The sequence below is a fragment of the Sulfurivirga sp. genome (assembly GCF_015490265.1).
Classification (GTDB): domain Bacteria; phylum Pseudomonadota; class Gammaproteobacteria; order Thiomicrospirales; family Thiomicrospiraceae; genus Sulfurivirga.
This window is the reverse complement of sequence record NZ_WFYD01000089.1, coordinates 1-21,111: the sequence shown is the minus strand read 5'-3', so window position 1 is coordinate 21,111 and position 21,111 is coordinate 1. Positions and strand designations below refer to the sequence as shown.

Here is a 21,111-nt window from a genome sequence, read left to right as displayed (position 1 = left end):
GCTTTCTGCTGTGAAGTTGAAGTCTCTGAAACCGAAAGACCGGGTTTATCGGGTACTGGACTCGGATGGTCTGCGTATCGAGGTGCGTCCCAGTGGCAAGAAGTTCTGGCGCTACCGATATCGGTGGCAGGGTCGGGATACGATGCTGAGTCTGGGTGAGTATCCGGCGGTGTCGCTGGCGCAGGCGAGGCAGATGCGGGATGAGGCGAAGGCGTTGCTGGCCCGTGGGGTTAACCCGGCAGATGCGCTGTTCCGGCAGGATGTGACTGCTGAGGCTGAGCCGGATGTGATGCTGTTCAGGGATGTGTGGCGTGCCTGGTTTGAACACGCGCGGGATCAGTGGACGGGGAGCTATGAGCGGGATGTGCAGGCGCGTTGTGAGAAGCATCTGCTTCCGGTGATCGGTGGAATGCCGGTGAATGAGATCCGGGCAGCTGACCTGCTGAAGGTGTTCAGGCGGATGGAGGCGCAGGGCAGCATCAATACGATGCACAAGGTGCGCAGCTATGCGAGCCGGGCGTTCCGGTTTGGGGTTGGCATGGGGTGGTGCGAGCGTGACCCGGTGCAGGATCTGCCGATGGATGTGCTCAAGCCGGACAGGGGCAGGCGGATGGCGTTCGTGCGTGATCCGGCTGAACTGGCGGGGATTCTGCGGGCGATTGATGGCTATTCCGGCAGGCATTATGCGGTGGGTGAGGCGCTGTGGCTGGCACCGTATCTATTTCTGCGGCCCGGTGAGCTGGCCGGGCTGCTGTGGTCGGAGGTGGATTTCTCGCAGAATCTGATCCGTATCGGGGCGGAGCGGATGAAGATGCGGCGGGTGCATCTGGTGCCGATGGCCAGGCAGGTGCGGGAGAAGCTGGAGGCGTTGCGGGCGCTGGATGTGGACTCGCCGTTCGTGTTTCCGTCGCATGTGTCACTGCACAGGCCGATTTCGCCGGAGTCACTGCGGGCGGCGCTGCGGCGGATGGGGATTACGAAAGATGAGCTGACAACGCATGGATTCAGGCACATCGCCAGCACTTTTCTCAATGAGCTGGGCTGGCCGCCGGATGCGATTGAGCGCCAGCTGGCTCATGTGGAGGGGAACAAGGTGCGCAGGGCCTATAATCATGCAGAATACCTTGATGTGCGCCGGGAGATGATGCAGGCGTGGGCGGATTGGCTGGATGAGGTCAGAGGGGGATGTGATGGATATTGATCTGATTATGCATTTCAGCAGTAAGCGGATCGAGGATCGAGATCTGGATACTTTTATTGGTCTTGCAAAAGGGTTGATTGCTGATGGAGTCGTTAATCAGACAGAGGCACAGTTTCTGAAAAGTTGGATTCTGCATCATAACGGAAGAAACCATCCACTGATGGGGCCTGTTTATAACAAGATAAGGATGTTTCTATCTGACGGTCGCCTAGATGATGATGAGGCTAAAGAGCTGTTTGAATTACTTTTGTCGGTAGCCGGTGAAACCCCTGATGATGGAGAGTTGATGAAGTCATCAACCGTATTCTTCGATAACCCGGTACCGGATGTTGAGATTGAAGAGAGGATGTTTGTCCTGACGGGGATTTTTGCGTATGGAAGACGGCGAGCGGATGTTGAAGCTTTGATTCGCCGCTATGGTGGTCGTGTTGGTTCTTCCGTGTGTAATTCAACAGATTATTTGGTTATTGGGGCTTATGTTTCTCCAGCTTGGGTGCATGAATCTTATGGGCGCAAAATAGAGCGTGCATTGTACATGAAGCGGGCATCGGTAGATGGGCGGCCATTTATTATTTCGGAGCGGAGTCTACTTGAAGCGATGGGGCCAGAAGTGTGGGAGGTGGATTATGAGAGTTGATTTGTTTGATGAGTTTAAGGTTGTGCTTCCTGGTGCATTTGAGCCTTCTTTAGCAATGTGTCGGTTCAGTGAGGGGGAGGTAATTCACAGTGATATTCGAGGTTATCATTCACCTGTTTGGGCGGATGCAGTACCTTATATGAGGTGGTCAGTTCAGATTATCAAACAATATGGGTCTGGAAGCAGTTTTGAAGAAGGATGGAACAGCAATGTGAAGGTTCGTATTCATCATTATAAGGATGGAGGATGGGTGAATGATGAAGTTTTGATGACAAAAAATGGAGCACTATATCGTCTATTGCTTACAGGTGATCTTGAAGTTCTGGGACAGCGAGTTGGTGATCCGCCAGCAGGTCCTGATTTTGCCCTCAAGTCATTGAATACCCTGAGAAATGTGGGGAATGAGAAAACTCTAAAGAATTACTTGTCCATTGATTCGGGGGAAGAAGTATTTGTTGTTCCATATTGCCGGGCTTCACATCAAACTAAAAATAAGTTACGCAGAATTGAGATGATGTTAAGACCATTGGAAGTATCGGTATCTCATCATCGCATTGCTGGTACCCCGCTGGCTAACATCTTGGGAATGAGAACAATACGACCAACAGTATGGCTGGCTGTTTTTTCAACCAAGCATTCTTCAGGAGTCATGAGCAGGTTGGTCTATGGAGAGAATAAACCTTACTATTTGACACGGAGTGGTGCTATCAGGATGGCATGTAGTACGACAAAACATGATAAGTATTGGATGTGCATCAAGCGTGACCCTCGCACCTTACTGATCGGCCGAAAGAGAAAGTTTGATTTTAGCCGCCATGGTATATGGCTTTGATTTCGCGGCATAAGCCATGTGGCTGCAAATGAACTCGTTGTAATAGATACTCACAACACCGTACTAAGCTTGTCCAGGATTCGCTCGTTGTCGGCCAGCTCTCCTCGCAGATAGGCATTGCGGACACGTTTACGGCGCAGCATGTCCTGCAGGGCCTCCTCTTTCGTCTCGAACGCAAACCGCCGCTTCGCCATCCGCCGTCTCCCGCAGCACCTGGAACTCGTCATACCTGACGACCACCTCATTCATGTCGTCAATATAGGCATGGCAGCGGTAAAGGATGTCGTCCGGTTTCATGCTGTCTTACCCTCCTGTCTTGATCTGATCCAGTCATAGACTTCCATGCGCTTCCAGGCGACTGAGCGGGGGCCGATTTTGACGGACTGGGGGAACTTGCCTTCGCTCATGAGGCGGTAGATGGTGCCCTGGCTGAGGCCGGTTTCTTGGCAGACTTCCTTGAGGCGCATGAGTTCGGATTTGGTCTGGCCCTCAATGCGGCGCTGGAGATCTTCGATCATGCGGCGCATGTCGGGCAGGCCGGCCTGTATGAGGGCCTGCCGCTGGGCGTCGATGACGAGCTGTTTGAGCTGGTCAGGGGACATGACGATGACTTCGCTCATGCCACATCCTCCCTGATGACAAGCGGCAGGCTGACCTTGATGGCCCAGCGCCAGTGGCGATCTCCGGTGCGCACGGGCGGGGTCATTTCGGCCCGCTCGCAGATGGCGTTGTATTCGTCGTCACTGATGAGGCTTTCGGGCAGAAAGGTGTCCATGACGGCATCGAGGGCGAGGTGAACGCTGGGTTTGATGCTGGAGCGCACAAGGTAGCGCTGGCGTCCCTGTTCTGCACCGAGGTTGGTGATTTGGATTCTGAGTTTGCGGATGGCGCCTCTCATGACGGCATCTCCTGTCGGATCATTTCTTCCGGTTCGACTTCAAGGGGTTTGAGTTCGATGTGGAATTCGTCGAACAGTTCCTGCATGCGCTCGTCGGCGTCCGGTGCGTCTGGGTCGATGGCCTCCAGCCGGGCGTTCCAGTCGCGCAGCCAGCGGCGGGCCTCGCCGATGGTTCCGGCATCGTTGATGACGGCTTCGAAGATGCCGACGGCAAGGCTGAACTTTTTGGCCCAGCTGCTGTTGAGGGCTTCAAGCTCCAGCTGTTTGATCAGCAGGCGGCGTTCGCAGTCTTCCAGCCTGCGCAGGGCTTCCTTTGCCGTAGGTTTGCGACGGGGACGCATGGCTTACTCCGCAGTTTTGAGCAGGATGGTTTCCATCTGTTCGGTGTATTCGGGTACGCGGGCCAGGTCGGCGGCCAGTGAGCGCAGCATGTCCTGCGGGCTGATGTAGCCTGCAAGGAACATTCTGATGTCCAGCAGGGTGGCCGGGCTGAGGATGTCCGGTTCTTCCTCCTGCACGGCAAGACCGCGGGCCTGCACTTCTCTGAGCAGTTCGTCGTCGCTGATCTGCTCAATGACATCGAGGGCGTCTACTTCCACTGTGATCATGGCGCCACTCCTCTAAAACGGTACATCGTCATCCATGGGGGCCTGGGCGGTCATGGCGGCCTGGTGGCCGGGGTCGGCAGGCTGTGCCGCCGGGGGTTGTTGCTGCTGCCTTTCCGGTTTGAACAGATTAAGGATGATGCTCTCATGCTGAGGATCGGCCAGCCCTGCCGGGTTAAAGGTCTTGTCCAGCAGCAGGATGTGATACTTGCCGCCGTTGGCCGGGGTGATTTCCATGATGGCCCCGACAGTCCTGTAGCGGTTCTTTTCCTTGCCTGTGGTGCGGTCGGTGTAGCTGCCGACAGTGGCGACCACGTCGTAGATTTTTTCAGAAGCCATAGAGTCCTCCGGTTGCGTAGAAGGTGATGATTTCGCCTGCGGCGGTGGCCAGCAGGGCGGTGATGATGGCCTCGATCAGTGCGTCCATTACAGCGCTCCGAACAGGCCGAGGATGGTGACGGCGCCCAGCGCGGCCATGGCACCGACTGCAAGGCCGGTGATGCTGAGCTGCCACAGGCGGTTGTAGAACTGCCGCTGTCTGCGTTGATGGTGGTACATTCCTTCACTCCTCTTCCTCTTGCCATTCCCATGGAGTGTCGCCCTCCACGCCCCCTTCTGCACGATGGCTGACTTGCTGGAAACCGGCCCGCCGGGTGGCGGGCTTGTCTGCTTATGTTAGTCATGACTAATTATAGAGTCAATATTCATGACTAACTTTTACTGGGGGGAGGAAATTAGGCAAAAAGAAACCCTGTGCGGGGGTGGGGTGAGTATGAGGTGTCGTGAGAGGTGATTGAAAGTTGGTGAGAGTATCAGGCGTCCAAACAGCTGGGCTAATGGTTCTGTGCTCTCACTACAGCGCTTCCAGCTTGGCAATGACGCGGCCGATGATACGACTTCCTTCCGGCAGAGGAAGGTAGCGGTTGGGCCAGTCAGGGTTGAGAGCCTTGAGCATGGGGCCGTCTTCGGTTTCCAGATACTGCTTGAAGGTGGCCTTGTTTTCGTGGTCGATCTGGGCGATGACGAAGTCGCCAGAACCATAGCCCCTGTCTGGATCAACGAAGATCAGATCTCCAGGGTGGAAGCGAGGCAGCATGCTTTCGCCCTCCACATGCAGGCCGAAGGTATGGGGGCCGCATGGAACGGGGCATGGGGCATATTCGAGCTCACCGGAAGAGTCGAGTATGACCTCGCTCCAGTTGCCAGCCTGCACGAAACTGATGATGGGCACCTTCGGCATGGTGGCGATGGCGATGGCACTGCCCGTATCAATGGTGTCCGATATCCCGCTTTCCGGAATTTCTTTCGGGCCTTTGCCTTCCAGTATCCAGTCAGGAGTCGTTTTCAGCACTCTGACCAGGGCATGAAGCGTCTTTGCTGAAGGTGACTTGGCTCTGCCGCTTTCCAAGCCATGCAGTGAAGGCGGCTTGATGCCGATCAATTCGGCCAGCTTGCGCTGCGTGTAGCCGAGCTCCTGTCTTCTCTGCTTGATGCGTTCACCGATTGTCTTGGGTGTTTGAGTGTCCATGTTAGAAAAGCCTAATGGCAGTTGCGTTAGTTATGGAATGGTTTATAATTCGTCAAAGCTAATAACTGATGGGTGGGGTTTCGGATGAAGGCATGACGTTGACCGAAGCAATCGAGTTTTTTGGCGGGAAGAGTAATCTGGCGAAGGCTGTCGGGATTCGCTTGCCATCGCTGTATGGCTGGCCGGAAAAACTGACGCCTCGCTTGCAGGATCGGGTCATCGCTGCCGCTCTGCGCGAAGGCAAGTCGATCCCGGCGCACTGGCTGGAGCGGAAGGAGAAGCCGGAATGAACGATTGATGGTCTGCGGCATTCCTCCTCTGAGCTTTGGCAGGGTATGCAGTCCCCGCACCCCTCTTTCTTTTTGTGGGCGCGCCGTTGCGCCCTGCGCCGTCAGCGCCAGCGTCGCAACATGCCCGGATAACCGGAGCGGGGACCCTGGCCAGACCCAATCGTCCTTGGGTGAGCGCGGCCGCGGTCGAGCGCTAGGGGAAGGGGTGGAAATAAAGGCAACAGGTCTGGGTTGTCTGGTCGGTGGCCTGGGATTGATGGGCGGTCGCAGTCGGCAAGGCGGCATGCGGGCCGGTCGAGAGGTGGCGGGCTCTGTCATCGGTGCGGTGGCTGAGCTGATGGTCGCCTGGGTGGCCGGTCGTCAGGTGGCGGGTTGGGAAGGCGGTGCGGCGACTGATGTCGGCACTGCATGGGTGACTGGTGGGCTGGTCGGGCGGGGTGCCGCACGGGCTTAGAGGCTTAACACCTATGGAAAATTATAGCGAAGTTCTACAGCAGTTGCAGGATTACGGTCTGGAGGTGGAGAGCCTCCAGATCGACACGCCGAAGCCGGTGCGCTGCCGTATGCGCGGCGACAGCACGCGCAAGAAGCGCGGCTGGTACTGGCTCACATCCTTCATCAATTCCCACGGGCAGCAGCTGATCGTCGGTTCCTACGGCGCCTTCTGGGGGCCGGAGGGTGAGAAGCGCAAGGTTGAGCTGTCGAAGGCGGCCCGCAAGACCCTGTCCCCGGAAGAGCGCCGGGCCATCGAGAAGCGCCATAAGGAGAATCAGAAGCGGCTGGCGCAGCTGCGTCAGCAGGAGATCGAGCGGGCGGCGCTGGAGGCCACGAAGATGTGGGCCAGGCTGTCGCCGGATGTGCCGGAGGGCGGCCATGAGTATCTGGCCCGCAAGCGGGTGGGGGCGCACGGGGTGCGCTTCAGTCCGAAAACCGGTGCAATGGCGGTGCCGATGATGGATGCACCGGGCCGGATCTGGGGCCTGCAGATTATTCGGGGCCGGGATCAGGCGAAGGGGCGCAGGCTGGAGAAGGAGTACTGGCCGCGCGGGCTGGAGAAGAAGGGGCATTTCCATCTGATCGGCGGGGTGCCGGGGCGTGTGCTGCTGCTGGCGGAGGGCTATGCCACGGCGGCCACGCTGCATGAGGCGACCGGACTGCCGGTGGCGGTAGCGTTCGATGCGGGCAATCTGCTGCCGGTGGCCGAGGCGCTGCGGGAGGCGTATCCGCACAGCAACATTCTGGTATGCGCGGATGATGACCGCCTGCAGAAGTGCGGCCAGTGCGGGAAGCTCACCGATGTGAACCAGGGCGAGGCCTGTCAGCACTGCGGCCAGCCGCACGGCAAGGTGAACGCGGGTGTGGCCAAGGCTTCGCAGGCGGCCATGGCGGTAGGCGGCCGCTGGGTGAAGCCGGACTTCGGCACGGATGAGAACGGGCAGGATGCCCGTGGCGAGCAGCGTCTGAGCGATTTCAACGATCTGGCCAACTTCCCCACCGGCGGTGCGCATGTGGTGCGCGCGCAGGTGGAAGCAGCGCTGAAAGATGCAGGCTGGGGCGGTGCCGGGGGCGGTGGCCAGCCGCCTGCTGATGATGCGGATGGAGAGGACGACCGTCCGGCGGCCCGCTCGTTCATGTCTCTGAATGAAGTGGTGGAGCGGTTCATCTTCGTGGATGAGGACACCGGCGACTATGTGTTCGACACCTGGACGCACTCGCTGGCCAAGATGAAAAAGATGACCAACCTGCTGCCGCCCAAAATCCACATGGATGATATCAAGCGTCATCCCGTCTGGGCCAGCCGGGCGGTGTATCTGGACGAGATCGGCTTTGACCCGGCGGGCACCGACCCGAAGATCAAGCACAACCTGTGGCGCGGCTGGCCGCTGAAGCCGAAGCCGGGCCGCTGCGACAACATTCTCGGCCTGCTGCTGTATCTGTGCAATGCCAACGAACAGGTGTATGAGTGGGTGCTCAAATGGCTGGCCTACCCGCTGCAGCACCCCGGCGCCAAGATGCACACGGCGCTGGTCTTCCACGGCCCGCAGGGCGTGGGCAAGAACCTTTTCTTCGAAAAGTGCATGGGGCCGATCTACGGCGAATACGCCGTGGTGCTCAACAGCGCCGCGCTGGAGGACAACTTCAATGCCGACTGGGCCAGCCGCAAGCTTTTCGTCATCGCCGACGAGGTGGTGGCCAGCACCGAGCGCTACCACCTCAAGAACCAGCTCAAGAACCTGATCACCTCCGACACGGTGCGCATCAACCCAAAGAATGTGATCGCCCGGCAGGAGCGCAACCAGATGAACTTCGTGTTCCTGTCCAATGAGCACATCCCGCTCATTCTGGAGCCGGACGACCGGCGGCATCTGGTGGTGTGGACGCCGAAAGGAGCCGAGGCGAAGGACTACGAGGCCGTGGAGGCCGAAATTGCCACCGGCGGGGTTGAGGCCTTCTACCACTACCTGCTCAACCTTGATCTCGGGGACTTCAAGCCCTGGACGCGGCCCCCCATGACCGATGCCAAGCAGCAGCTGATCGATCTGGGCAAGGAGACGCCCCAGCTGTTTGCCGAAAAGTGGCTCTCCGGCGAGCTGGGCATCCCCGTCTGCCCGGCGCTCTCCAGGGACATATACACCCTCTACCAGCGCTGGATACGGGAAAACGGCGAGCCGTTCGCCCGGCCTGCCCGGGCGTTCAACACCCATCTCAAACGCATGGGCTTCTACCACGGGCTCAAACAGGTCAGGCAGCAGAACGGCAGCATGAAGCCGCAGCAGCTGCTGGTGCCATCGGATGAGCTGATGCAGCAGGCCCGCGCAGCCGGGGCGGAAGTGTTCATGCGCCGCGAAGACGAGGCGATGGGGGACTGGTATGCCCGTACCACCCAGACCATCCACAAGATCGTAGAGGAGAGTGCGCCATGAATCCGGCGGCAAATGTAAGGGGAACGGCCCCTTGCAAGGGAAGTTATAAGGGGCTTTGTAAGGAGTGGATCGCCCGTCTGGCGCGGGATAGAAGTAATGTAAGGGGTTTCTCGCGCGCGCATACGCGTGAGCGAATCCACTTTTTCAGGTCGTTTCTTCCTTCCTCACGCGCGGGTTTTTCTCCCCTTACAGCGTTTACATCGTTTCTATCCCGCTTATACGGCGGCTTTCAGAATCTCCGGACTGCTTACATGGAAATTTACAGTGCTTACAAAGGGAAGGCATGCATGAAGCGCCCCTTCACCCCCCGGAATTTCACCGTTGTGGACAGCCCGGAGAAAGCCATCAGTCTCATGCGCGAGGCGGCGGACAGCCGCCGGGAAGGCTGGTGCGTGGGCGTCCACCCATACGGCTACATGGTCATGCGCCGGCGCTGGGCCGCCGCACAGGGTCTGCGCTGGATCGTCGCCTACACCCCCCGGAGTGCAACAGAGGAGAGCGAGTGATGGATGTGATCGACATCGCCAACGAGCGCGCACAGCGCGAGCTGGACGGCCTGCTGGCCGCCCGGCGGCAGATGGCCCGCCTGGAAGCCGAAAACGCCACAGCAGCCGCAGAATGCGTCGAATGCGGCGAAACCATCCCGGAAGCCCGGCGCCGTGCCCTGCCCGGCGTGCGCCTGTGCATCCACTGCGCCGAAGCCGCCGAAAGGCGCGCGCGGATGGGGGTGTGAGATGGCAGCACACATCATGATCGACATCGAAACCCTGGGCACCCGGCCCGATGCGGCCATCGGCGCACTGGCCGCCGTGCATTTCGACCCGGCCACGGGCGAGGCGCTGGACACCTTCGAGGCGCGCATCAATGTGGCCGAAAGCCTCATCGAGGGCTTCAGCGCCGATGCGGCCACACTCGCCTTCTGGCGGCGGCAGCTGCGTGATGCCCGCACGCAGGTGACCACGGGCCGGGCGCACCCGCGCGAGGCGCTGGAAGGCCTGTGCCGCTGGCTGGACGGCATCGCCCGGCCGGATGAACGCATCGTCTGGGCCAATGGCGCGGGCTTCGACCCGGTGATCGTGGAGACGCACCTGAACCACTTCGGACTGGATGCGCCGTGGCGCTGGTGGAATGTGCGCGACCTGCGCACCCTGCGGGCGCTGGCCAGGGAGGCCGGTCTGAGCCTGCCCGTCCGGCCGGCGGAGCTGCCCGAACATCAGGCGCTGGCCGATGCCATCTGGCAGAGCCGCCAGACGGCCTGGCTGCTCAGCGCCCTGCGCATGGAGCAGGCGGCATGAGCGTTGAGTCCATGGCGGCCTTTGCCCGCAGGCTTGGGGTGGCCCGCTCCACCGTCACCCGCTGGGCGAAGGCGGGGCGCATAGAGCTTGCGCCCAACGGCAAAGTGCGGGTGGAGGAGAGCCTGCGCCTGCTGGAGCGCACGCGCGGCGGGCGGCCCGATGTGGCCGAACGGCACGCGAAAAAGCGCGGCAGGGCGCTGCCTCAGGCCCCGGACGGCCCGGAGCGGGGCACGGAGGCGGATGAGGTGCTGCCGTCGGGTGGGGCGTCGCTCAAAACGGATGGAACCCCCATCGATGTGGAGGGTGCGCTGGCCCGCTACAGGGCGCAGGCGCTCAAATTCCGCAACAGCCTGACCAAACTGGAAATCGCGCTGGAGCGGGGCGAGTGGCTCAGCCGCGAAGACCATCACCGCCAGATGGGCGAGCTGGGCAGGCGCCTGCGCCAGTCGCTGGAGAACCTGGCCGACCTGCTGGCCCCGCGCATGGCTGCGGGGCTGGTGGACGGGGCCGCCCTTGAGGCGGAGATCGGGCAGATCATCGAGGAGGTGCTGGCTTGACCACCCTGGCCCAACAGCAGCTTGAGAAGGCGAAGCTGGAGGCGCTCAAGGCGCAGCAGGCGTTCGAAAAGGCGCTGCAGGCCTCCATCCGGCGGGAGCAGGCAGAGGCCACCCGCGCGGTGGTGGCGCAGATTGTCCGTGACAGGGCCATGCTGCTGGCGGCCCTGTGGCGCGAGTCGCTGGAGGAGCGGGACGAGACGCGCATCCACCACCAGCTGACCGACCGGCTGGCCGAGTGGCTGCGTGATGTGGCCGAGGCCGCCCGCACCGCCACCGACGACCCTGCCGCAGGCGTATTCGCCAGCGCCGCCCGGCCCAGAAAGCGCATGAGCGTCTCCCAGTGGGCGGACGCCTACCGGGTGATGAAGACCGGCACCAACCAGCCCGGCCCGTGGCGCACCGAGCGCACGCCTTACCTGCGCGAGATCATGGACAGCCTCTCCGAGCACAGCCCCGTGCGCCGGGTGATCGTCATGAAGGCGGCCGGGGTGGGCGTGTCCGAGGCCATGTTCAACTGGATCGGCTATGTGATCCACCACCTGCGCGACCGGGACATGATGGCCGTCATGCCCACGCTGGAGATCCGCGACCGCACCTTCAACCCCAAGCTCAACCGCATGCTGCGGGAGACCCCGGCGCTGGCCGGGCTGTTCGCCGGACGCAGGCGGGATGATACCAACCGGCAGGATCTGATGGAGTTCGGCCACGGCGCCCGCCTGATCAAGGCCGGGGCCAACAGCCCCAACAGCCTGCGGGCCGAGCACCTGCCCTATGTGGTCTGCGACGAGCTGGACGCCTTCGAATGGGACATCGGCGGCGAGGGCGATCCCATCGAGCTGATCGAGAACCGCCAGCGCACCTACACACGGGCCAAGAGCCTCTACATCTCCACCCCCACCATCGAGGAGACCAGCCACATCTGGCGGCTGTGGAACGAGTCCGACCAGCGCCGCTACCATGTGCCCTGCCCCCACTGCGGCCACCGCCACCCGCTGGTGTGGAAGCACTTCAAATACGCCATCCGCCCCGGCTCCGAGGCCGCCGGACGCAGGGAGGTGATGCGCGCATGGATGGTCTGTCCGGAATGCGGCGCGGAGATCGACGAGCACCACAAGCCGCAGATGCTGGCCGAAGGCGTCTGGATCGCCGGGCACCCTGAGCGCAAGGCCAACAGGGGCTATCACATCAACGCGCTGTATGCGCCCATCGGCCTTGGCCCGCGCTGGATCGATCTGGCGCAGAAATGGGTGGACGCCCAGAGCGACACCAACCGCCTCAAGGTGTTCACCAACACCAACCTGGGCGAGCCGTGGATCGAGGAGGGGATGGATGCCGACCTGCCCGCGCTCATGGCTCGCATCGAGCCGGTGGAGCTGGAGGAACTGCCCGGCGAAATCCTGCTCACCGCCGGGGTGGACGTGCAGAAGGATCGTCTGGAAGCCACCCTGGTGGCCTGGAGCCGGGACGAAGAAAGCTGGGTGCTGGAACACGCCATCTTCGCCGGCGACACCATGACGGAGGAACCCTACCGTGAGCTGGACGGCTGGCTGCAGGAACATGAGGTGGATGTCACCGCCATCGACGCCCACTTCAACGCCGACGCCGTGCACCGCTGGTGCCAGCACCGCCGCCATGTCATCCCCGTGGTGGGCGTGGCCAACCACATGGACAGGCCCATCGTTGAAGATGAGACCAGACGCCGCCAGCGTCTGCGCCGCCGCAGGAAGAAGGGGGCCGTGGTGGCCGAACCCATCGGCGTGGATCAGGCCAAGAGCCTGCTGTTCTCCCGCTTCAACATCGAACGGCCCGGCCCCGGCTACATCCACTTTAACGCCCACGCCACGCTGGATGAGGTGTGGTTCGACCAGCTCACCGCCGAGCGGCTGGTCAAGGAGATCAAGGGCGGGCGCGTGCGCTGGCGCTGGAAGCCCATCCGCCCGCGCAACGAAGCGCTGGACTGCATGGTCTATGCGCTGGCTGCCATGCGGCTGTCCGGCATCATGGGGCTGGGCCGCTGGCGTCGCCGCAGCGGCCGACCGGAAGCAACGCAGGACGCACCGCCCGCCCCGAAACCGACCCGTCCCGTTCGCCTGAGATTCCGCACCTGAGGAGGTCATCCGTGGAAGAGAGCAAAGCCGACATCATCGCCGCTGCCATTGGCCTGAAGGCCACCCTGAAACTCTGCGCCCACTTCGGCGGCAAGACCCTCTATGTGCCCACCCGCATTGAGGCCAATCACCCCATCGCCCTGCTTATCGGCCCGGAAAAGGCGGCCCGGCTGGCCGGGGCCATCGGTGGTGAGGAAGTCACCCTGCCGGTGGTGGACATGGGCACCGAGCGCCGGGCCGCGCGGGTGATCCGCTTTCTCGTCCACGGCCTGCGCCCCCGCGAAATCGCCGCTCTGGAAAACATCTCCGAGCGCACCGTCACCCGCATTGCCGAGCGCCACCGCGAGCTGATTGACCACCTCAAATCCAGCCTGCGCTGGCAGGCCCTGCTGGATATGCCGGTGCGTAAAGTCTGAACAATGAGGAGTTATGAATGAATATCAGATGGATAGTTGATCAGAGGGGCAGTCTATACGGAAGGTTCGACCATGGTGCACGGATTATGCAGCGCATCAAACAGCAGATGAGAACTGCAGATGGCTGGCAGCGTTTGGCGCCGGATCAGCAGGAGGCGCTGGAGATGATTGCACACAAGATCGGTCGGATTCTCAATGGTGATCCGAATCATGTGGACAGCTGGGTTGATATTGCCGGATACGCCACTTTGATTGTTAACAAGCTGGAGGGTGGTAATGAAGCGTGAGCACAGAATCGAATACCGCAGTCTGGATGAACTGATCCCATATGCCAATAACAGCCGCACCCATTCGGATGAGCAGGTGGCCCAGATTGCCGCCAGCATCCGGGAGTTCGGCTTCACCAATCCGATTCTGATTGACGAGGAGAACGGCATTATCGCCTGGCATGGCCGCCTGATGGCCGCGCGGCGGATTGGTATGGACAAGGTGCCGTGCATCGTTATTGCCGGGCTGACCGAAGCGCAGAAGAAAGCCCTGGTCATCGCAGACAACAAGTTGGCACTCAATGCGGACTGGGACGAGGATATGCTTGCCGCAGAGATTGAGCGGCTGCAGGAGCTGAGTTTTGATATTGACCTGCTCGGTTTTAGTGAAGAAGAGCTGGATGAACTGTTGGCCCTGGAGCCTGATGATACCGGTGATGAGGGGCTGACAGACCCGGATGAAGCCCCTGAGCCTCCCCCGGTTCCGGTAAGCAGGCCGGGTGATGTGTGGGTGCTCGGTCAGCACCGGGTGCTGTGTGGGGACAGCACGGATATTGATGCCGTGCTGGGATTCATGGGGGAGGACAGGGTGGACTGCCTCATCACCGACCCGCCCTACAATGTGGCCTATGAAGGCAAGACCAAAGATGCGTTGACTATTGCCAATGATGCGATGGACGATGCGGCATTCAGGCAGTTTCTGACCGATGCGTTCATCACTGCTAATGCCGTGATGAAGCCTGGTGCATCTTTCTATATCTGGCATGCAGACTCTGAGGGTTTCAACTTCAGAGGGGCCTGCCGCGATGTGGGCTGGAAAGTCCGGCAGTGCCTCATTTGGGTGAAGAACACCTTTGTGCTGGGGCGCCAGGATTATCACTGGCGTCACGAGCCGTGCCTGTATGGATGGACTGATGGTGGGGCGCACAAATGGTATGGAGATCGTGCGCAGAGCACGGTTTTGGAATTTGATCGCCCCAACCGCAATGCCGAGCATCCGACCATGAAGCCGGTGGAGCTGATCGAGTATCAGATTCGCAACAGCACAAAAAGCGGCGATACTGTCCTTGATCTGTTCGGTGGCTCCGGCACGACCCTGATTGCCTGTGAGAAGGCAGGCCGCACGGCCCGGCTGGTGGAGCTTGATCCAAAATATGTGGATGTGATCGTCCGCCGCTGGCAGGATTTTACTGGGCAGCAGTCCGTGCATCAGGCGACCGGCAGGACATTTTCAGAGATGCAGGTGGAGAGGGAAAAGGCTGCATGACGGGACACCCGCCCACAGGCGGGTGTTGTGCATCTGGCGCAGACTTATGCGCCATGAGCGAGATCAACGCCTATCTTAACGCCGTCATAGCGGGCATCCAAAACCACTTCGGTCAGCGGCTCACTACCGTGGCCCCTTACCGGCCTGACAGCCTGAAAACCCCTGCCGCGCTGGTGGCCATCGAGCGCATGGAGCAGGCGGACAGGGCCGCAGCAGATGGCCGCCTGCCGCTGGATGTGAGTGTGGCGGTGCACTGCATCCTCTCCCACAGGACACCCGATCTGCAGCTGGCGCTGGACAGCTTTGCCACCGAGGTGGCCGTGCTGGCGCAGAACAGTTACTGGGATGTGGAATGCGTCCATGCCGCCCCGGAGCGGATCGGCATTGTGCCCGGCGAGCTGCGACCGGACATCCACGGCGTGGACAGCCGCGTAGTGCTGTGGGAGCAGCGCATTCTGGTTGGGCAGGGCATCTATGAGTTCGACACCCTGATTGACGAGTTCCATTTTGAGGATGTGCGCAGCGGCGAGGAGACGGTGATCAATGTCTGAGATGGAGTGGATGATCGGGCGCATTGAGCAGCAGGATTTCACCGGCCCCGTGCACCGCTACCGGGTGCGACTGGCCGACGGGCAACTGTCCGCCTGGCTGCCCAAGCTCAACCCCTTTGCCGATGGCAGCACCACCGACAAGCCGCTTGCGGTGGGCACACAGGTTGTGGTGCTGCTGGCCCGCGACCGGGAGGAGGGGGTGATCCTCGGTGCGCTCAACTGCCATGCCCACCCTGACCCGGCTTCCCGCGACACGCTGCACCGCACCCGCTATGCCGACGGCACGGTGGTGGAATATGACATGGACAGCCACACGCTGACCATTGATTGCGTTGGCGATGTGGTCATCACAAGCAAGACCCACATCACCCTCAAAGCCCCGCGCATTGACCTGAACTGAGGAGGACGCATGCCAGCGGTCGCACGCCTTGGAGACAGCTGCACCGGACACGGCTGCTACCCGCCGCGCGAGAACACCGGCGCCAGCAGCGATGTGTTCATCAATGGACGGGGGGCGCACCGTGCAGGAGACGGCTGGGCCAGCCACTGCTGCGGGCCGCCGTGTCATGGCGGCAGCCTTGCGGCCGGCTCATCCTCCGTGTTCGTCAACGGCCGTGCGCTTGGACGGGTGGGCGATCCCGTGGACTGCGGCAGCGCCGTGGCCACCGGCAGCCCGGATGTGTTTGCGGGAGGGTAGTGTGAAAGGTATCTCACGCCACACCGGCAAAGTGATAGAGGGCACCGACTACCTGCGCGAGCGCATCCAGTCCGTGCTCACCACGCGCGTGGGCACCTCCGTCATGCGTAGAACCAAGGGCAGCCGCCTGCCGGAGCTGATCGATGCGCCCACCAATGCCCGCAATCTGTTTGAGATTCAGCTGGCGGCGCTGGACGCACTGCGCAACCCGAAAGACAACGGCCTGGCCGACCTGGACGTGCGCCGCGTGTCGGTGGACACCGACCGGGCCGGGCAGGTGATTGTGACAGTGGAATACGCCACCGAATACGGCCCGGCCACCATCGCCGTGCCGCTGTGATCCCATCATCCACCTGACACCCACCCACAGGCGCACTTTCCGGTGCTGATCCACAATCGGTGCCATGAGCATTGATCTGAGCAAGCTGCCTGCGCCTGAGGTCATCGAGCCGCTGGACTATGAAGCCATCCTGACAAGTCTGCAGGATGACTTCGCCCGCCGCTGGCCGGACTACAGCCGGGAACCCCATGACCCCATCACCAAGGCGCTGGAGGTGGCTGCATACCGCGAGCTGATCCTGCGTGCCCGCATCAACGATGCGGCGCGGGCCAATCTGCTGGCCCATGCGACCGGGGCCGATCTGGACAACCTGGCCGCCTTCTGGGGTGTGGAGCGGGCGCTGATCGATGCGGGCAACCCGCAGGCCACCCCGCCGGTGCCGCCGGTGTGGGAGAGCGATGACAGACTGCGGGCGCGGGTGCTGCTGGCCCATGGTGCGCTGACCACCGCAGGCAGCCGGGCCAGCTACACCTATCACACCCTGTCTGCCAGCCCGCAGGTAAAGGATGTGGCTGTCACAAGCCCTGCACCGGGGGAAGTGGTGGTCACCGTGCTGAGCACGGAAGGTGACGGTACGCCGGATCAGGCCCTGCTGGATGCGGTGGCAGAGGCCCTCAATGATGAGAAGGTGCGCCCGCTGACCGACCATGTGACCGTGCAGGGGGCGGACATCCTGCCCTACACGGTGGATGCGGTGCTGACCGTCTATCCCGGCCCCTCGCCCCAGCCGGTGCTGGATGAGGCCCGTGCCCGGCTGGAAAGGATGGTGGCCGGGCGCCATCGGCTGGGCTTCGATGTGCCCGCCTCCGCCATCTACGGCGCACTGCATGTGGAAGGGGTGCAGAAGGTCACCCTCAACGGCTTTGCCGACATGGTGGTGGGGCCGGTGCAGGCCGCCTTCTGTACCGGTATCACGCTGAGTGTGGGAGGTGCGGATGTGTGAGTGTCCCCATCCGCTGGTGGTGCTGTTCAGGCCGCCGCCCAAGTACCGCTTCTGGCGTCCGGCACGCTGGACGCTGGCGGTGCCGCTGCACTGCCGCTGGACGGGGCGGGACGGCGCACTGCGCTGTGCCGACATTCCCGAGGGTTTCGATTCGGACGGCACCTCCACCCCCTGGCTGCTGGCCTGGCTGATACCGCGTACGGGGCGGGCCTTTCCCGCCTCCATCCTGCACGATTGGCTGTGCGAACAGGGATGGAACTGGGCCGAGGCGGCGCACGCCTGGTATCAGGTGGCCCGTCAGTGCGATGTGTGGTGGCTGCGGGCCCGGCTGGGGTGGCTGGGCATCCGCCTGTGGGGCGTGCTGCGCGGCTATGAAGGAGCATGGGGATGAGCCTGCTGCCTGCCAACCGCACGGACTTCGAGACGGTGCTGGAAGCTACCATCAGCCGCTCGGTGGCCCTTGATGCGGCCATCGTGCGCACCCTGTGGAACCCGCACACCTGCCCCGTGCGGCTGCTGGATCAGCTGTCCTGGGCGCTGGCGGTGGATGAGTGGGATGACAACTGGCCGGAAGCGGTCAAGCGGCAGGTCATCGCCTCGGCCATCGAAGCCCACCGCCACCGGGGTACGGTGCATGCCGTGCGCCGCGTGCTGGCCGATCTGGGTGTGCAGGCGGTGCTGGAAGAGGGCTGGCAGACGGGCGGTGCCCCGCACACCTTCCGCCTGACAGCCTGGGTCAATGACAACCTGGGCGGCGATGCGGTGCTGAGCGAGACTCTCTACCGCCAGCTGCGCCGCCGCATCGATGCCGCCAAACCCGTGCGCAGCCATTACGAGCTTCGGGTGGGGGCGGCCATGGGCCGCACGCTGGCTGCGGTGCCCACAGTCGGGGCGCTGCAGCTGAGCCGCAGGGCGGCACCGATGCGGGCCGCCCCCCTGACAGGCCGTGGTGCGCTGGCTGCGGCGGGTGCTTTCGGCGGACTGAGCATAGCGAGAGTGGAGGTGAGGATGTGAGTGCGATTCAACCTGTGATCACCGATGCGGGGCTGGCGGCGGTCTTTGCCGCGCAGAACGACGGCCTTGCGGCCACCATCAGCCACATGGCCATCGGCGATGCGGCCTACACGCCCACCGCCGCCCGCACCACATTGGGCCATGAGCGGCTGCGCGTGCCGGTGCATTCCGCCCGGCGGGCCGACAGCGACCGGATTCATCTGGAGGCGCTGTTCGAAGGCACGGAAGCCTTCTGGATTCGCGAGGTGGGGTTCTTCCTCGAAGACGGCACGCTGCTGGCCGTCTGGTCTGACCCATCACAGGCGTTGGGCTACAAGAGCGCGGATGTGGCCTTTCTGCTGGCGCTGGATCTGACACTGGCCGCCATGCCGCCGGACAGTGTCACCGTCAACGCCACCGGCCCGGATGTGAATCTGTATATCGCCGACCATCTGGCGGTGATCACGGCGGCCATTGCGGATCAGGCGAACGATCATCTGCGGCTGAGGTTTCAACTGATGGACAAGGGGGTACTCTGAGATGAGTCTTGAAAATACGCTCAACCAGGCCATCGGCGCCATCAACGGCCTGCGCCAGACAGTGGATGGCAAGATTGCCGACATCGACGCCCGCGTCAATGCTGCGCAGGCGCAGGTGGACGGGTTCATCAACAATGCGCGAGCGGAATTTCCGCTGGCACCGAACCTTCTACGGGACACTTATCAGTTCACCGGACTGTGCGGCGGACAGGTCAATACGCCGGTGGATATTGTCACGGCCCATGGGGCACCGTGGGGATGTGCGTGGAACAACGGAGGCTCTGGAACTGGGACAATTGAGGTGGTCACCAATGATCAGTTCGCCGCCAAGGGTATTGGCTGGGGGGGTGACATGGCGCTGGCCTGTAGTAGCAATTTCTACGGAGCATCCTTCAGAGCGGTACTGCTGGATATTTCATTTGCGACCTCCGGGCGGTTTTTGTTCATGACACAGGGATGCCCGGTATTTACAGGCTGGGGGCACGGACAGTTCAGGACACAGGCCTCAGCCCTTGTCAATGTACTCTCTGCTACCGGCAATATTGTGTGCAAGGTGATGGATAACGCTGCGCCGACATTGAGCGCGGATGCTTCTCTGGTCGGGCAGGGCTGGAAATATCTGCATGCGGCTAAAATGGGATTTGGCGGTTGCTGTTATCCAGCATTTGTCGGTGATGCCGGATCGTCCATGCGTATCGCCATAGCGCTGCCATACTGGGGTACTGGGGATCATGGCAGTAATTTCATCTATGCACGTAACGGCGGTGCGCATCGTTATACCCATGAGGAGATTTGAAAATGGCAGTTGTAATTGATGACTCAGGCAAGGTGACAGCTGCGGGCGCTTATGAGCAACTGGAAGCGTGGGTTGGTTCAGGAGAAATAACAGGAACCGTGCGGCACAGTGATTCCAAAGAGATGGCCCGGGTGACCGAACAACACATCCTGCGCCACTACCCGCAGACCAAGCAGGCGTCCGACACGGCGGACAAGATGTATTTTGAAACCGTGATGCGGGCCTCTGGTACCTATCCGAGTCTGGATGCTGACATTACCCAGGCTGTGGCCGATTACTACACGGCCCGGGCCTCCGGCACGCCGAAGACACCTGCCGAACTGGCCGCAGCGCTGGCCCAGCCGGGCGATGAGGCGGCCATTGAGCAGCTGATCAAGGTGGGCATCCGCGTCAAGTGGGTGCAGGACTGCAAGGTGGCCTATCGGGAGGCTGTGGTGGCCCTGCAGACAGGAGGAGCGGCTGAGCTTAATCTGCCGGATTATCCGCTATGAGACCAGGCATCTGACCAACCTGACACCCGCCCACAGGCGGGTGTTTTCGTCTGTGGGCATGATGTGTCCTGACACTGCAAGGAGGATGCAACATGCCCGAAATCTATAACCACGGCGTGCGGGTGGTGGAGCTGGATGTCGGCTCCCGCCCCATCAGGACAGTCGAGAGTGCTGTCATCGGCATTGTCGGCACCGCCCCGGAGGCGGATGCCAGTGCATTTCCGCTGAATGAGCCGGTGCTGGTCATCGGCGACCGGCAGCACGCCGCAAAGCTGGGCACCACCGGCACGCTGCCGCAGGCGATGGATGCCATTCTGGATCAGACCACACCGTTCATCGTAGTGGTGCGGGTGGCGGATGATGCCGATCCGGCGGTTCAGAAGGCCAATGTGATCGGCGGCGTGGATGCAGCCACCGGCGGATATACCGGCATTCATGCGCTGCGGGGCGCCAAGGCGAAAACAGGGGTGGAGCCCCGCATTCTCATCGCACCCGGCTTTTCCGCCGATGTGGCGGTGGCCGGTGAGCTGATCGCGCTTGCCAACAAGGTGCGCGGCTTTGCCTATCTGGATGGCCCCAACACCAATGATGCCGATGCCATTGCCCAGGTGGGCAATTTCGGTGCGCGGCGGGCCGAGGTGATCGACCCATGGCCGGTAGCCTTCGATGCGGCCACCGCCAGTGAGGTGGTGCGGGCCCCCTCTGCCTATGCCGCCGGCCTGCGTGCCCGCATCGATCTGGAAAAGGGCTTCTGGTGGTCGAAGTCCAACCAGGTGATCGAGGCCATCACCGGCACCACCCGACCGGTGGATTTCAAGATGGGCGAGCCGACCACCCGGGCCAACCTGCTCAACAAAAACCATGTGACGACCATCATCCGCGATGGCGGCTGGCGCCTGTGGGGCAGCCGCACTACGGAGAAGAATGATCCCAAATG

33 protein-coding genes are annotated in these 21,111 nt (G+C 61.9%); 25 read left to right on the top strand and 8 right to left on the bottom strand.

Going from position 1 to position 21,111, the window contains the following annotated elements:
- The 3 genes from F8K16_RS06155 to F8K16_RS06145 all read left to right on the top strand — a co-directional run.
- On the top strand, window positions 1-1,201 hold a 1,201-nt coding region (locus F8K16_RS06155), incomplete at its 5' end, for a tyrosine-type recombinase/integrase (protein WP_294948296.1).
- A complete protein-coding gene (locus F8K16_RS06150; RefSeq protein WP_294948294.1) occupies window positions 1,191-1,838 on the top strand; it encodes a hypothetical protein in 648 nt (215 codons plus the stop codon). The genes F8K16_RS06155 and F8K16_RS06150, both read left to right, overlap by 11 nt.
- Window positions 1,828-2,670 (top strand): hypothetical protein, encoded by an 843-nt coding sequence (locus tag F8K16_RS06145; RefSeq protein ID WP_294948292.1) that lies wholly within the window; start codon window positions 1,828-1,830, stop codon window positions 2,668-2,670. Before F8K16_RS06150 ends, F8K16_RS06145 begins: the two co-directional genes overlap by 11 nt.
- Window positions 2,671-2,720: 50 nt before the next feature.
- Here F8K16_RS06145 and F8K16_RS06140 read toward each other — a convergent pair whose 3' ends face one another.
- The 8 genes from F8K16_RS06140 to F8K16_RS06105 form a co-directional block, all read right to left on the bottom strand.
- Window positions 2,721-2,864, bottom strand: coding sequence for a hypothetical protein (locus F8K16_RS06140; protein WP_294948290.1), 144 nt, complete (start codon window positions 2,862-2,864; stop codon window positions 2,721-2,723).
- A 99-nt stretch (window positions 2,865-2,963) separates the two neighbouring features.
- Window positions 2,964-3,290: an AlpA family transcriptional regulator gene (locus tag F8K16_RS06135; RefSeq protein WP_294948288.1), complete on the bottom strand. Its 327-nt coding sequence runs from the start codon at window positions 3,288-3,290 to the stop codon at window positions 2,964-2,966.
- On the bottom strand, window positions 3,287-3,568 hold the full coding sequence (locus F8K16_RS06130) for a hypothetical protein (protein ID WP_294948286.1): 282 nt from the start codon (window positions 3,566-3,568) through the stop codon (window positions 3,287-3,289). The genes F8K16_RS06135 and F8K16_RS06130 overlap by 4 nt, the downstream gene beginning before the upstream one ends.
- Window positions 3,565-3,909 (bottom strand): hypothetical protein, encoded by a 345-nt coding sequence (locus F8K16_RS06125; protein WP_294948284.1) that lies wholly within the window; start codon window positions 3,907-3,909, stop codon window positions 3,565-3,567. Before F8K16_RS06125 ends, F8K16_RS06130 begins: the two co-directional genes overlap by 4 nt.
- Before the next feature lie 3 nt (window positions 3,910-3,912).
- Window positions 3,913-4,176, bottom strand: coding sequence for a hypothetical protein (locus tag F8K16_RS06120; RefSeq protein WP_294948282.1), 264 nt, complete (start codon window positions 4,174-4,176; stop codon window positions 3,913-3,915).
- A 12-nt stretch (window positions 4,177-4,188) separates the two neighbouring features.
- Window positions 4,189-4,512, bottom strand: coding sequence for a hypothetical protein (locus F8K16_RS06115; protein ID WP_294948280.1), 324 nt, complete (start codon window positions 4,510-4,512; stop codon window positions 4,189-4,191).
- Between the two features lie 87 nt (window positions 4,513-4,599).
- A complete protein-coding gene (locus F8K16_RS06110; protein WP_294948278.1) occupies window positions 4,600-4,731 on the bottom strand; it encodes a hypothetical protein in 132 nt (43 codons plus the stop codon).
- Window positions 4,732-5,026: 295 nt separating this feature from the next.
- Complete coding sequence (locus tag F8K16_RS06105) at window positions 5,027-5,701, bottom strand: LexA family transcriptional regulator (RefSeq protein WP_294948276.1); 675 nt, start codon at window positions 5,699-5,701, stop codon at window positions 5,027-5,029.
- Window positions 5,702-5,793: 92 nt separating this feature from the next.
- On the opposite strand from F8K16_RS06105, the gene F8K16_RS06100 reads away from it, so the two are divergent.
- The 22 genes from F8K16_RS06100 to F8K16_RS05995 form a co-directional block, all read left to right on the top strand.
- A complete protein-coding gene (locus F8K16_RS06100) occupies window positions 5,794-5,991 on the top strand; it encodes a hypothetical protein (RefSeq protein ID WP_294948274.1) in 198 nt (65 codons plus the stop codon).
- A gap of 256 nt (window positions 5,992-6,247) precedes the next feature.
- Window positions 6,248-6,445, top strand: a complete 198-nt coding sequence (locus F8K16_RS06095; protein WP_294948272.1) for a hypothetical protein — start codon at window positions 6,248-6,250, stop codon at window positions 6,443-6,445.
- Between the two features lie 13 nt (window positions 6,446-6,458).
- Complete coding sequence (locus F8K16_RS06090; RefSeq protein WP_294948270.1) at window positions 6,459-8,915, top strand: DUF5906 domain-containing protein; 2,457 nt, start codon at window positions 6,459-6,461, stop codon at window positions 8,913-8,915.
- Window positions 8,916-9,202: 287 nt separating this feature from the next.
- Entirely contained in the window at window positions 9,203-9,421 is a 219-nt protein-coding gene (locus F8K16_RS06085) for a hypothetical protein (protein WP_294948268.1), read from the top strand.
- Complete coding sequence (locus F8K16_RS06080) at window positions 9,421-9,648, top strand: TraR/DksA C4-type zinc finger protein (RefSeq protein WP_294948266.1); 228 nt, start codon at window positions 9,421-9,423, stop codon at window positions 9,646-9,648. Before F8K16_RS06085 ends, F8K16_RS06080 begins: the two co-directional genes overlap by 1 nt.
- A 1-nt stretch (window position 9,649) precedes the next feature.
- A complete protein-coding gene (locus tag F8K16_RS06075) occupies window positions 9,650-10,210 on the top strand; it encodes a 3'-5' exonuclease (RefSeq protein WP_294948264.1) in 561 nt (186 codons plus the stop codon).
- On the top strand, window positions 10,207-10,767 hold the full coding sequence (locus F8K16_RS06070; RefSeq protein ID WP_294948262.1) for a hypothetical protein: 561 nt from the start codon (window positions 10,207-10,209) through the stop codon (window positions 10,765-10,767). Before F8K16_RS06075 ends, F8K16_RS06070 begins: the two co-directional genes overlap by 4 nt.
- Complete coding sequence (locus F8K16_RS06065) at window positions 10,764-12,875, top strand: terminase gpA endonuclease subunit (RefSeq protein ID WP_294948260.1); 2,112 nt, start codon at window positions 10,764-10,766, stop codon at window positions 12,873-12,875. Before F8K16_RS06070 ends, F8K16_RS06065 begins: the two co-directional genes overlap by 4 nt.
- Window positions 12,876-12,886: 11 nt before the next feature.
- Window positions 12,887-13,291, top strand: coding sequence for a helix-turn-helix domain-containing protein (locus tag F8K16_RS06060; RefSeq protein ID WP_294948258.1), 405 nt, complete (start codon window positions 12,887-12,889; stop codon window positions 13,289-13,291).
- A 17-nt stretch (window positions 13,292-13,308) separates the two neighbouring features.
- Window positions 13,309-13,578, top strand: coding sequence for a DUF6378 domain-containing protein (locus tag F8K16_RS06055; protein WP_294948256.1), 270 nt, complete (start codon window positions 13,309-13,311; stop codon window positions 13,576-13,578).
- Window positions 13,568-14,824 (top strand): site-specific DNA-methyltransferase, encoded by a 1,257-nt coding sequence (locus F8K16_RS06050; RefSeq protein ID WP_294948254.1) that lies wholly within the window; start codon window positions 13,568-13,570, stop codon window positions 14,822-14,824. Before F8K16_RS06055 ends, F8K16_RS06050 begins: the two co-directional genes overlap by 11 nt.
- A gap of 53 nt (window positions 14,825-14,877) precedes the next feature.
- Window positions 14,878-15,375 (top strand): hypothetical protein, encoded by a 498-nt coding sequence (locus F8K16_RS06045; RefSeq protein WP_294948252.1) that lies wholly within the window; start codon window positions 14,878-14,880, stop codon window positions 15,373-15,375.
- Complete coding sequence (locus tag F8K16_RS06040; protein ID WP_294948250.1) at window positions 15,368-15,775, top strand: phage baseplate assembly protein V; 408 nt, start codon at window positions 15,368-15,370, stop codon at window positions 15,773-15,775. Before F8K16_RS06045 ends, F8K16_RS06040 begins: the two co-directional genes overlap by 8 nt.
- A 9-nt stretch (window positions 15,776-15,784) precedes the next feature.
- Window positions 15,785-16,072, top strand: coding sequence for a PAAR domain-containing protein (locus F8K16_RS06035; protein WP_294948248.1), 288 nt, complete (start codon window positions 15,785-15,787; stop codon window positions 16,070-16,072).
- 1 nt (window position 16,073) lies between these two features.
- Complete coding sequence (locus tag F8K16_RS06030) at window positions 16,074-16,412, top strand: hypothetical protein (protein WP_294948246.1); 339 nt, start codon at window positions 16,074-16,076, stop codon at window positions 16,410-16,412.
- A gap of 64 nt (window positions 16,413-16,476) precedes the next feature.
- Complete coding sequence (locus F8K16_RS06025; protein ID WP_294948244.1) at window positions 16,477-17,355, top strand: baseplate J/gp47 family protein; 879 nt, start codon at window positions 16,477-16,479, stop codon at window positions 17,353-17,355.
- Window positions 17,348-17,746 carry a DUF1353 domain-containing protein gene (locus F8K16_RS06020; protein WP_294948242.1) on the top strand — a complete coding sequence of 133 codons (399 nt, stop codon included), beginning with the start codon at window positions 17,348-17,350 and terminating at the stop codon, window positions 17,744-17,746. The genes F8K16_RS06025 and F8K16_RS06020 overlap by 8 nt, the downstream gene beginning before the upstream one ends.
- Window positions 17,743-18,369, top strand: a complete 627-nt coding sequence (locus tag F8K16_RS06015; RefSeq protein ID WP_294948240.1) for a phage tail protein I — start codon at window positions 17,743-17,745, stop codon at window positions 18,367-18,369. The genes F8K16_RS06020 and F8K16_RS06015 overlap by 4 nt, the downstream gene beginning before the upstream one ends.
- The gene (locus F8K16_RS06010; protein WP_294948238.1) at window positions 18,366-18,887 is read left to right on the top strand and encodes a phage tail protein; all 522 of its coding nucleotides are present in this window, start codon (window positions 18,366-18,368) and stop codon (window positions 18,885-18,887) included. Before F8K16_RS06015 ends, F8K16_RS06010 begins: the two co-directional genes overlap by 4 nt.
- A 1-nt stretch (window position 18,888) precedes the next feature.
- The gene (locus F8K16_RS06005; protein WP_294948236.1) at window positions 18,889-19,683 is read left to right on the top strand and encodes a hypothetical protein; all 795 of its coding nucleotides are present in this window, start codon (window positions 18,889-18,891) and stop codon (window positions 19,681-19,683) included.
- 131 nt (window positions 19,684-19,814) lie between these two features.
- Complete coding sequence (locus F8K16_RS06000; RefSeq protein WP_294948234.1) at window positions 19,815-20,174, top strand: hypothetical protein; 360 nt, start codon at window positions 19,815-19,817, stop codon at window positions 20,172-20,174.
- Window positions 20,175-20,266: 92 nt separating this feature from the next.
- Window positions 20,267-21,111, top strand: an 845-nt coding sequence (locus F8K16_RS05995; protein ID WP_294948233.1) for a phage tail sheath subtilisin-like domain-containing protein, incomplete at its 3' end; no start/stop codon positions are given.

What these genes read in the sequence shown, in the direction of transcription:
- F8K16_RS06150 (WP_294948294.1), top strand. Translation starts at nt 1,191, where the DNA reads ATGGATATTGATCTGATTATGCATTTCAGCAGTAAGCGGATCGAGGAT.
- F8K16_RS06145 (WP_294948292.1), top strand. Translation starts at nt 1,828, where the DNA reads ATGAGAGTTGATTTGTTTGATGAGTTTAAGGTTGTGCTTCCTGGTGCA.
- F8K16_RS06140 (WP_294948290.1), bottom strand. Translation starts at nt 2,864, where the DNA reads ATGGCGAAGCGGCGGTTTGCGTTCGAGACGAAAGAGGAGGCCCTGCAG.
- F8K16_RS06135 (WP_294948288.1), bottom strand. Translation starts at nt 3,290, where the DNA reads ATGAGCGAAGTCATCGTCATGTCCCCTGACCAGCTCAAACAGCTCGTC.
- F8K16_RS06130 (WP_294948286.1), bottom strand. Translation starts at nt 3,568, where the DNA reads ATGAGAGGCGCCATCCGCAAACTCAGAATCCAAATCACCAACCTCGGT.
- F8K16_RS06125 (WP_294948284.1), bottom strand. Translation starts at nt 3,909, where the DNA reads ATGCGTCCCCGTCGCAAACCTACGGCAAAGGAAGCCCTGCGCAGGCTG.
- F8K16_RS06120 (WP_294948282.1), bottom strand. Translation starts at nt 4,176, where the DNA reads ATGATCACAGTGGAAGTAGACGCCCTCGATGTCATTGAGCAGATCAGC.
- F8K16_RS06115 (WP_294948280.1), bottom strand. Translation starts at nt 4,512, where the DNA reads ATGGCTTCTGAAAAAATCTACGACGTGGTCGCCACTGTCGGCAGCTAC.
- F8K16_RS06110 (WP_294948278.1), bottom strand. Translation starts at nt 4,731, where the DNA reads ATGTACCACCATCAACGCAGACAGCGGCAGTTCTACAACCGCCTGTGG.
- F8K16_RS06105 (WP_294948276.1), bottom strand. Translation starts at nt 5,701, where the DNA reads ATGGACACTCAAACACCCAAGACAATCGGTGAACGCATCAAGCAGAGA.
- F8K16_RS06100 (WP_294948274.1), top strand. Translation starts at nt 5,794, where the DNA reads ATGACGTTGACCGAAGCAATCGAGTTTTTTGGCGGGAAGAGTAATCTG.
- F8K16_RS06095 (WP_294948272.1), top strand. Translation starts at nt 6,248, where the DNA reads ATGGGCGGTCGCAGTCGGCAAGGCGGCATGCGGGCCGGTCGAGAGGTG.
- F8K16_RS06090 (WP_294948270.1), top strand. Translation starts at nt 6,459, where the DNA reads ATGGAAAATTATAGCGAAGTTCTACAGCAGTTGCAGGATTACGGTCTG.
- F8K16_RS06085 (WP_294948268.1), top strand. Translation starts at nt 9,203, where the DNA reads ATGAAGCGCCCCTTCACCCCCCGGAATTTCACCGTTGTGGACAGCCCG.
- F8K16_RS06080 (WP_294948266.1), top strand. Translation starts at nt 9,421, where the DNA reads ATGGATGTGATCGACATCGCCAACGAGCGCGCACAGCGCGAGCTGGAC.
- F8K16_RS06075 (WP_294948264.1), top strand. Translation starts at nt 9,650, where the DNA reads ATGGCAGCACACATCATGATCGACATCGAAACCCTGGGCACCCGGCCC.
- F8K16_RS06070 (WP_294948262.1), top strand. Translation starts at nt 10,207, where the DNA reads ATGAGCGTTGAGTCCATGGCGGCCTTTGCCCGCAGGCTTGGGGTGGCC.
- F8K16_RS06055 (WP_294948256.1), top strand. Translation starts at nt 13,309, where the DNA reads ATGAATATCAGATGGATAGTTGATCAGAGGGGCAGTCTATACGGAAGG.
- F8K16_RS06050 (WP_294948254.1), top strand. Translation starts at nt 13,568, where the DNA reads ATGAAGCGTGAGCACAGAATCGAATACCGCAGTCTGGATGAACTGATC.
- F8K16_RS06045 (WP_294948252.1), top strand. Translation starts at nt 14,878, where the DNA reads ATGAGCGAGATCAACGCCTATCTTAACGCCGTCATAGCGGGCATCCAA.
- F8K16_RS06040 (WP_294948250.1), top strand. Translation starts at nt 15,368, where the DNA reads ATGTCTGAGATGGAGTGGATGATCGGGCGCATTGAGCAGCAGGATTTC.
- F8K16_RS06035 (WP_294948248.1), top strand. Translation starts at nt 15,785, where the DNA reads ATGCCAGCGGTCGCACGCCTTGGAGACAGCTGCACCGGACACGGCTGC.
- F8K16_RS06025 (WP_294948244.1), top strand. Translation starts at nt 16,477, where the DNA reads ATGAGCATTGATCTGAGCAAGCTGCCTGCGCCTGAGGTCATCGAGCCG.
- F8K16_RS06020 (WP_294948242.1), top strand. Translation starts at nt 17,348, where the DNA reads ATGTGTGAGTGTCCCCATCCGCTGGTGGTGCTGTTCAGGCCGCCGCCC.
- F8K16_RS06015 (WP_294948240.1), top strand. Translation starts at nt 17,743, where the DNA reads ATGAGCCTGCTGCCTGCCAACCGCACGGACTTCGAGACGGTGCTGGAA.
- F8K16_RS06005 (WP_294948236.1), top strand. Translation starts at nt 18,889, where the DNA reads ATGAGTCTTGAAAATACGCTCAACCAGGCCATCGGCGCCATCAACGGC.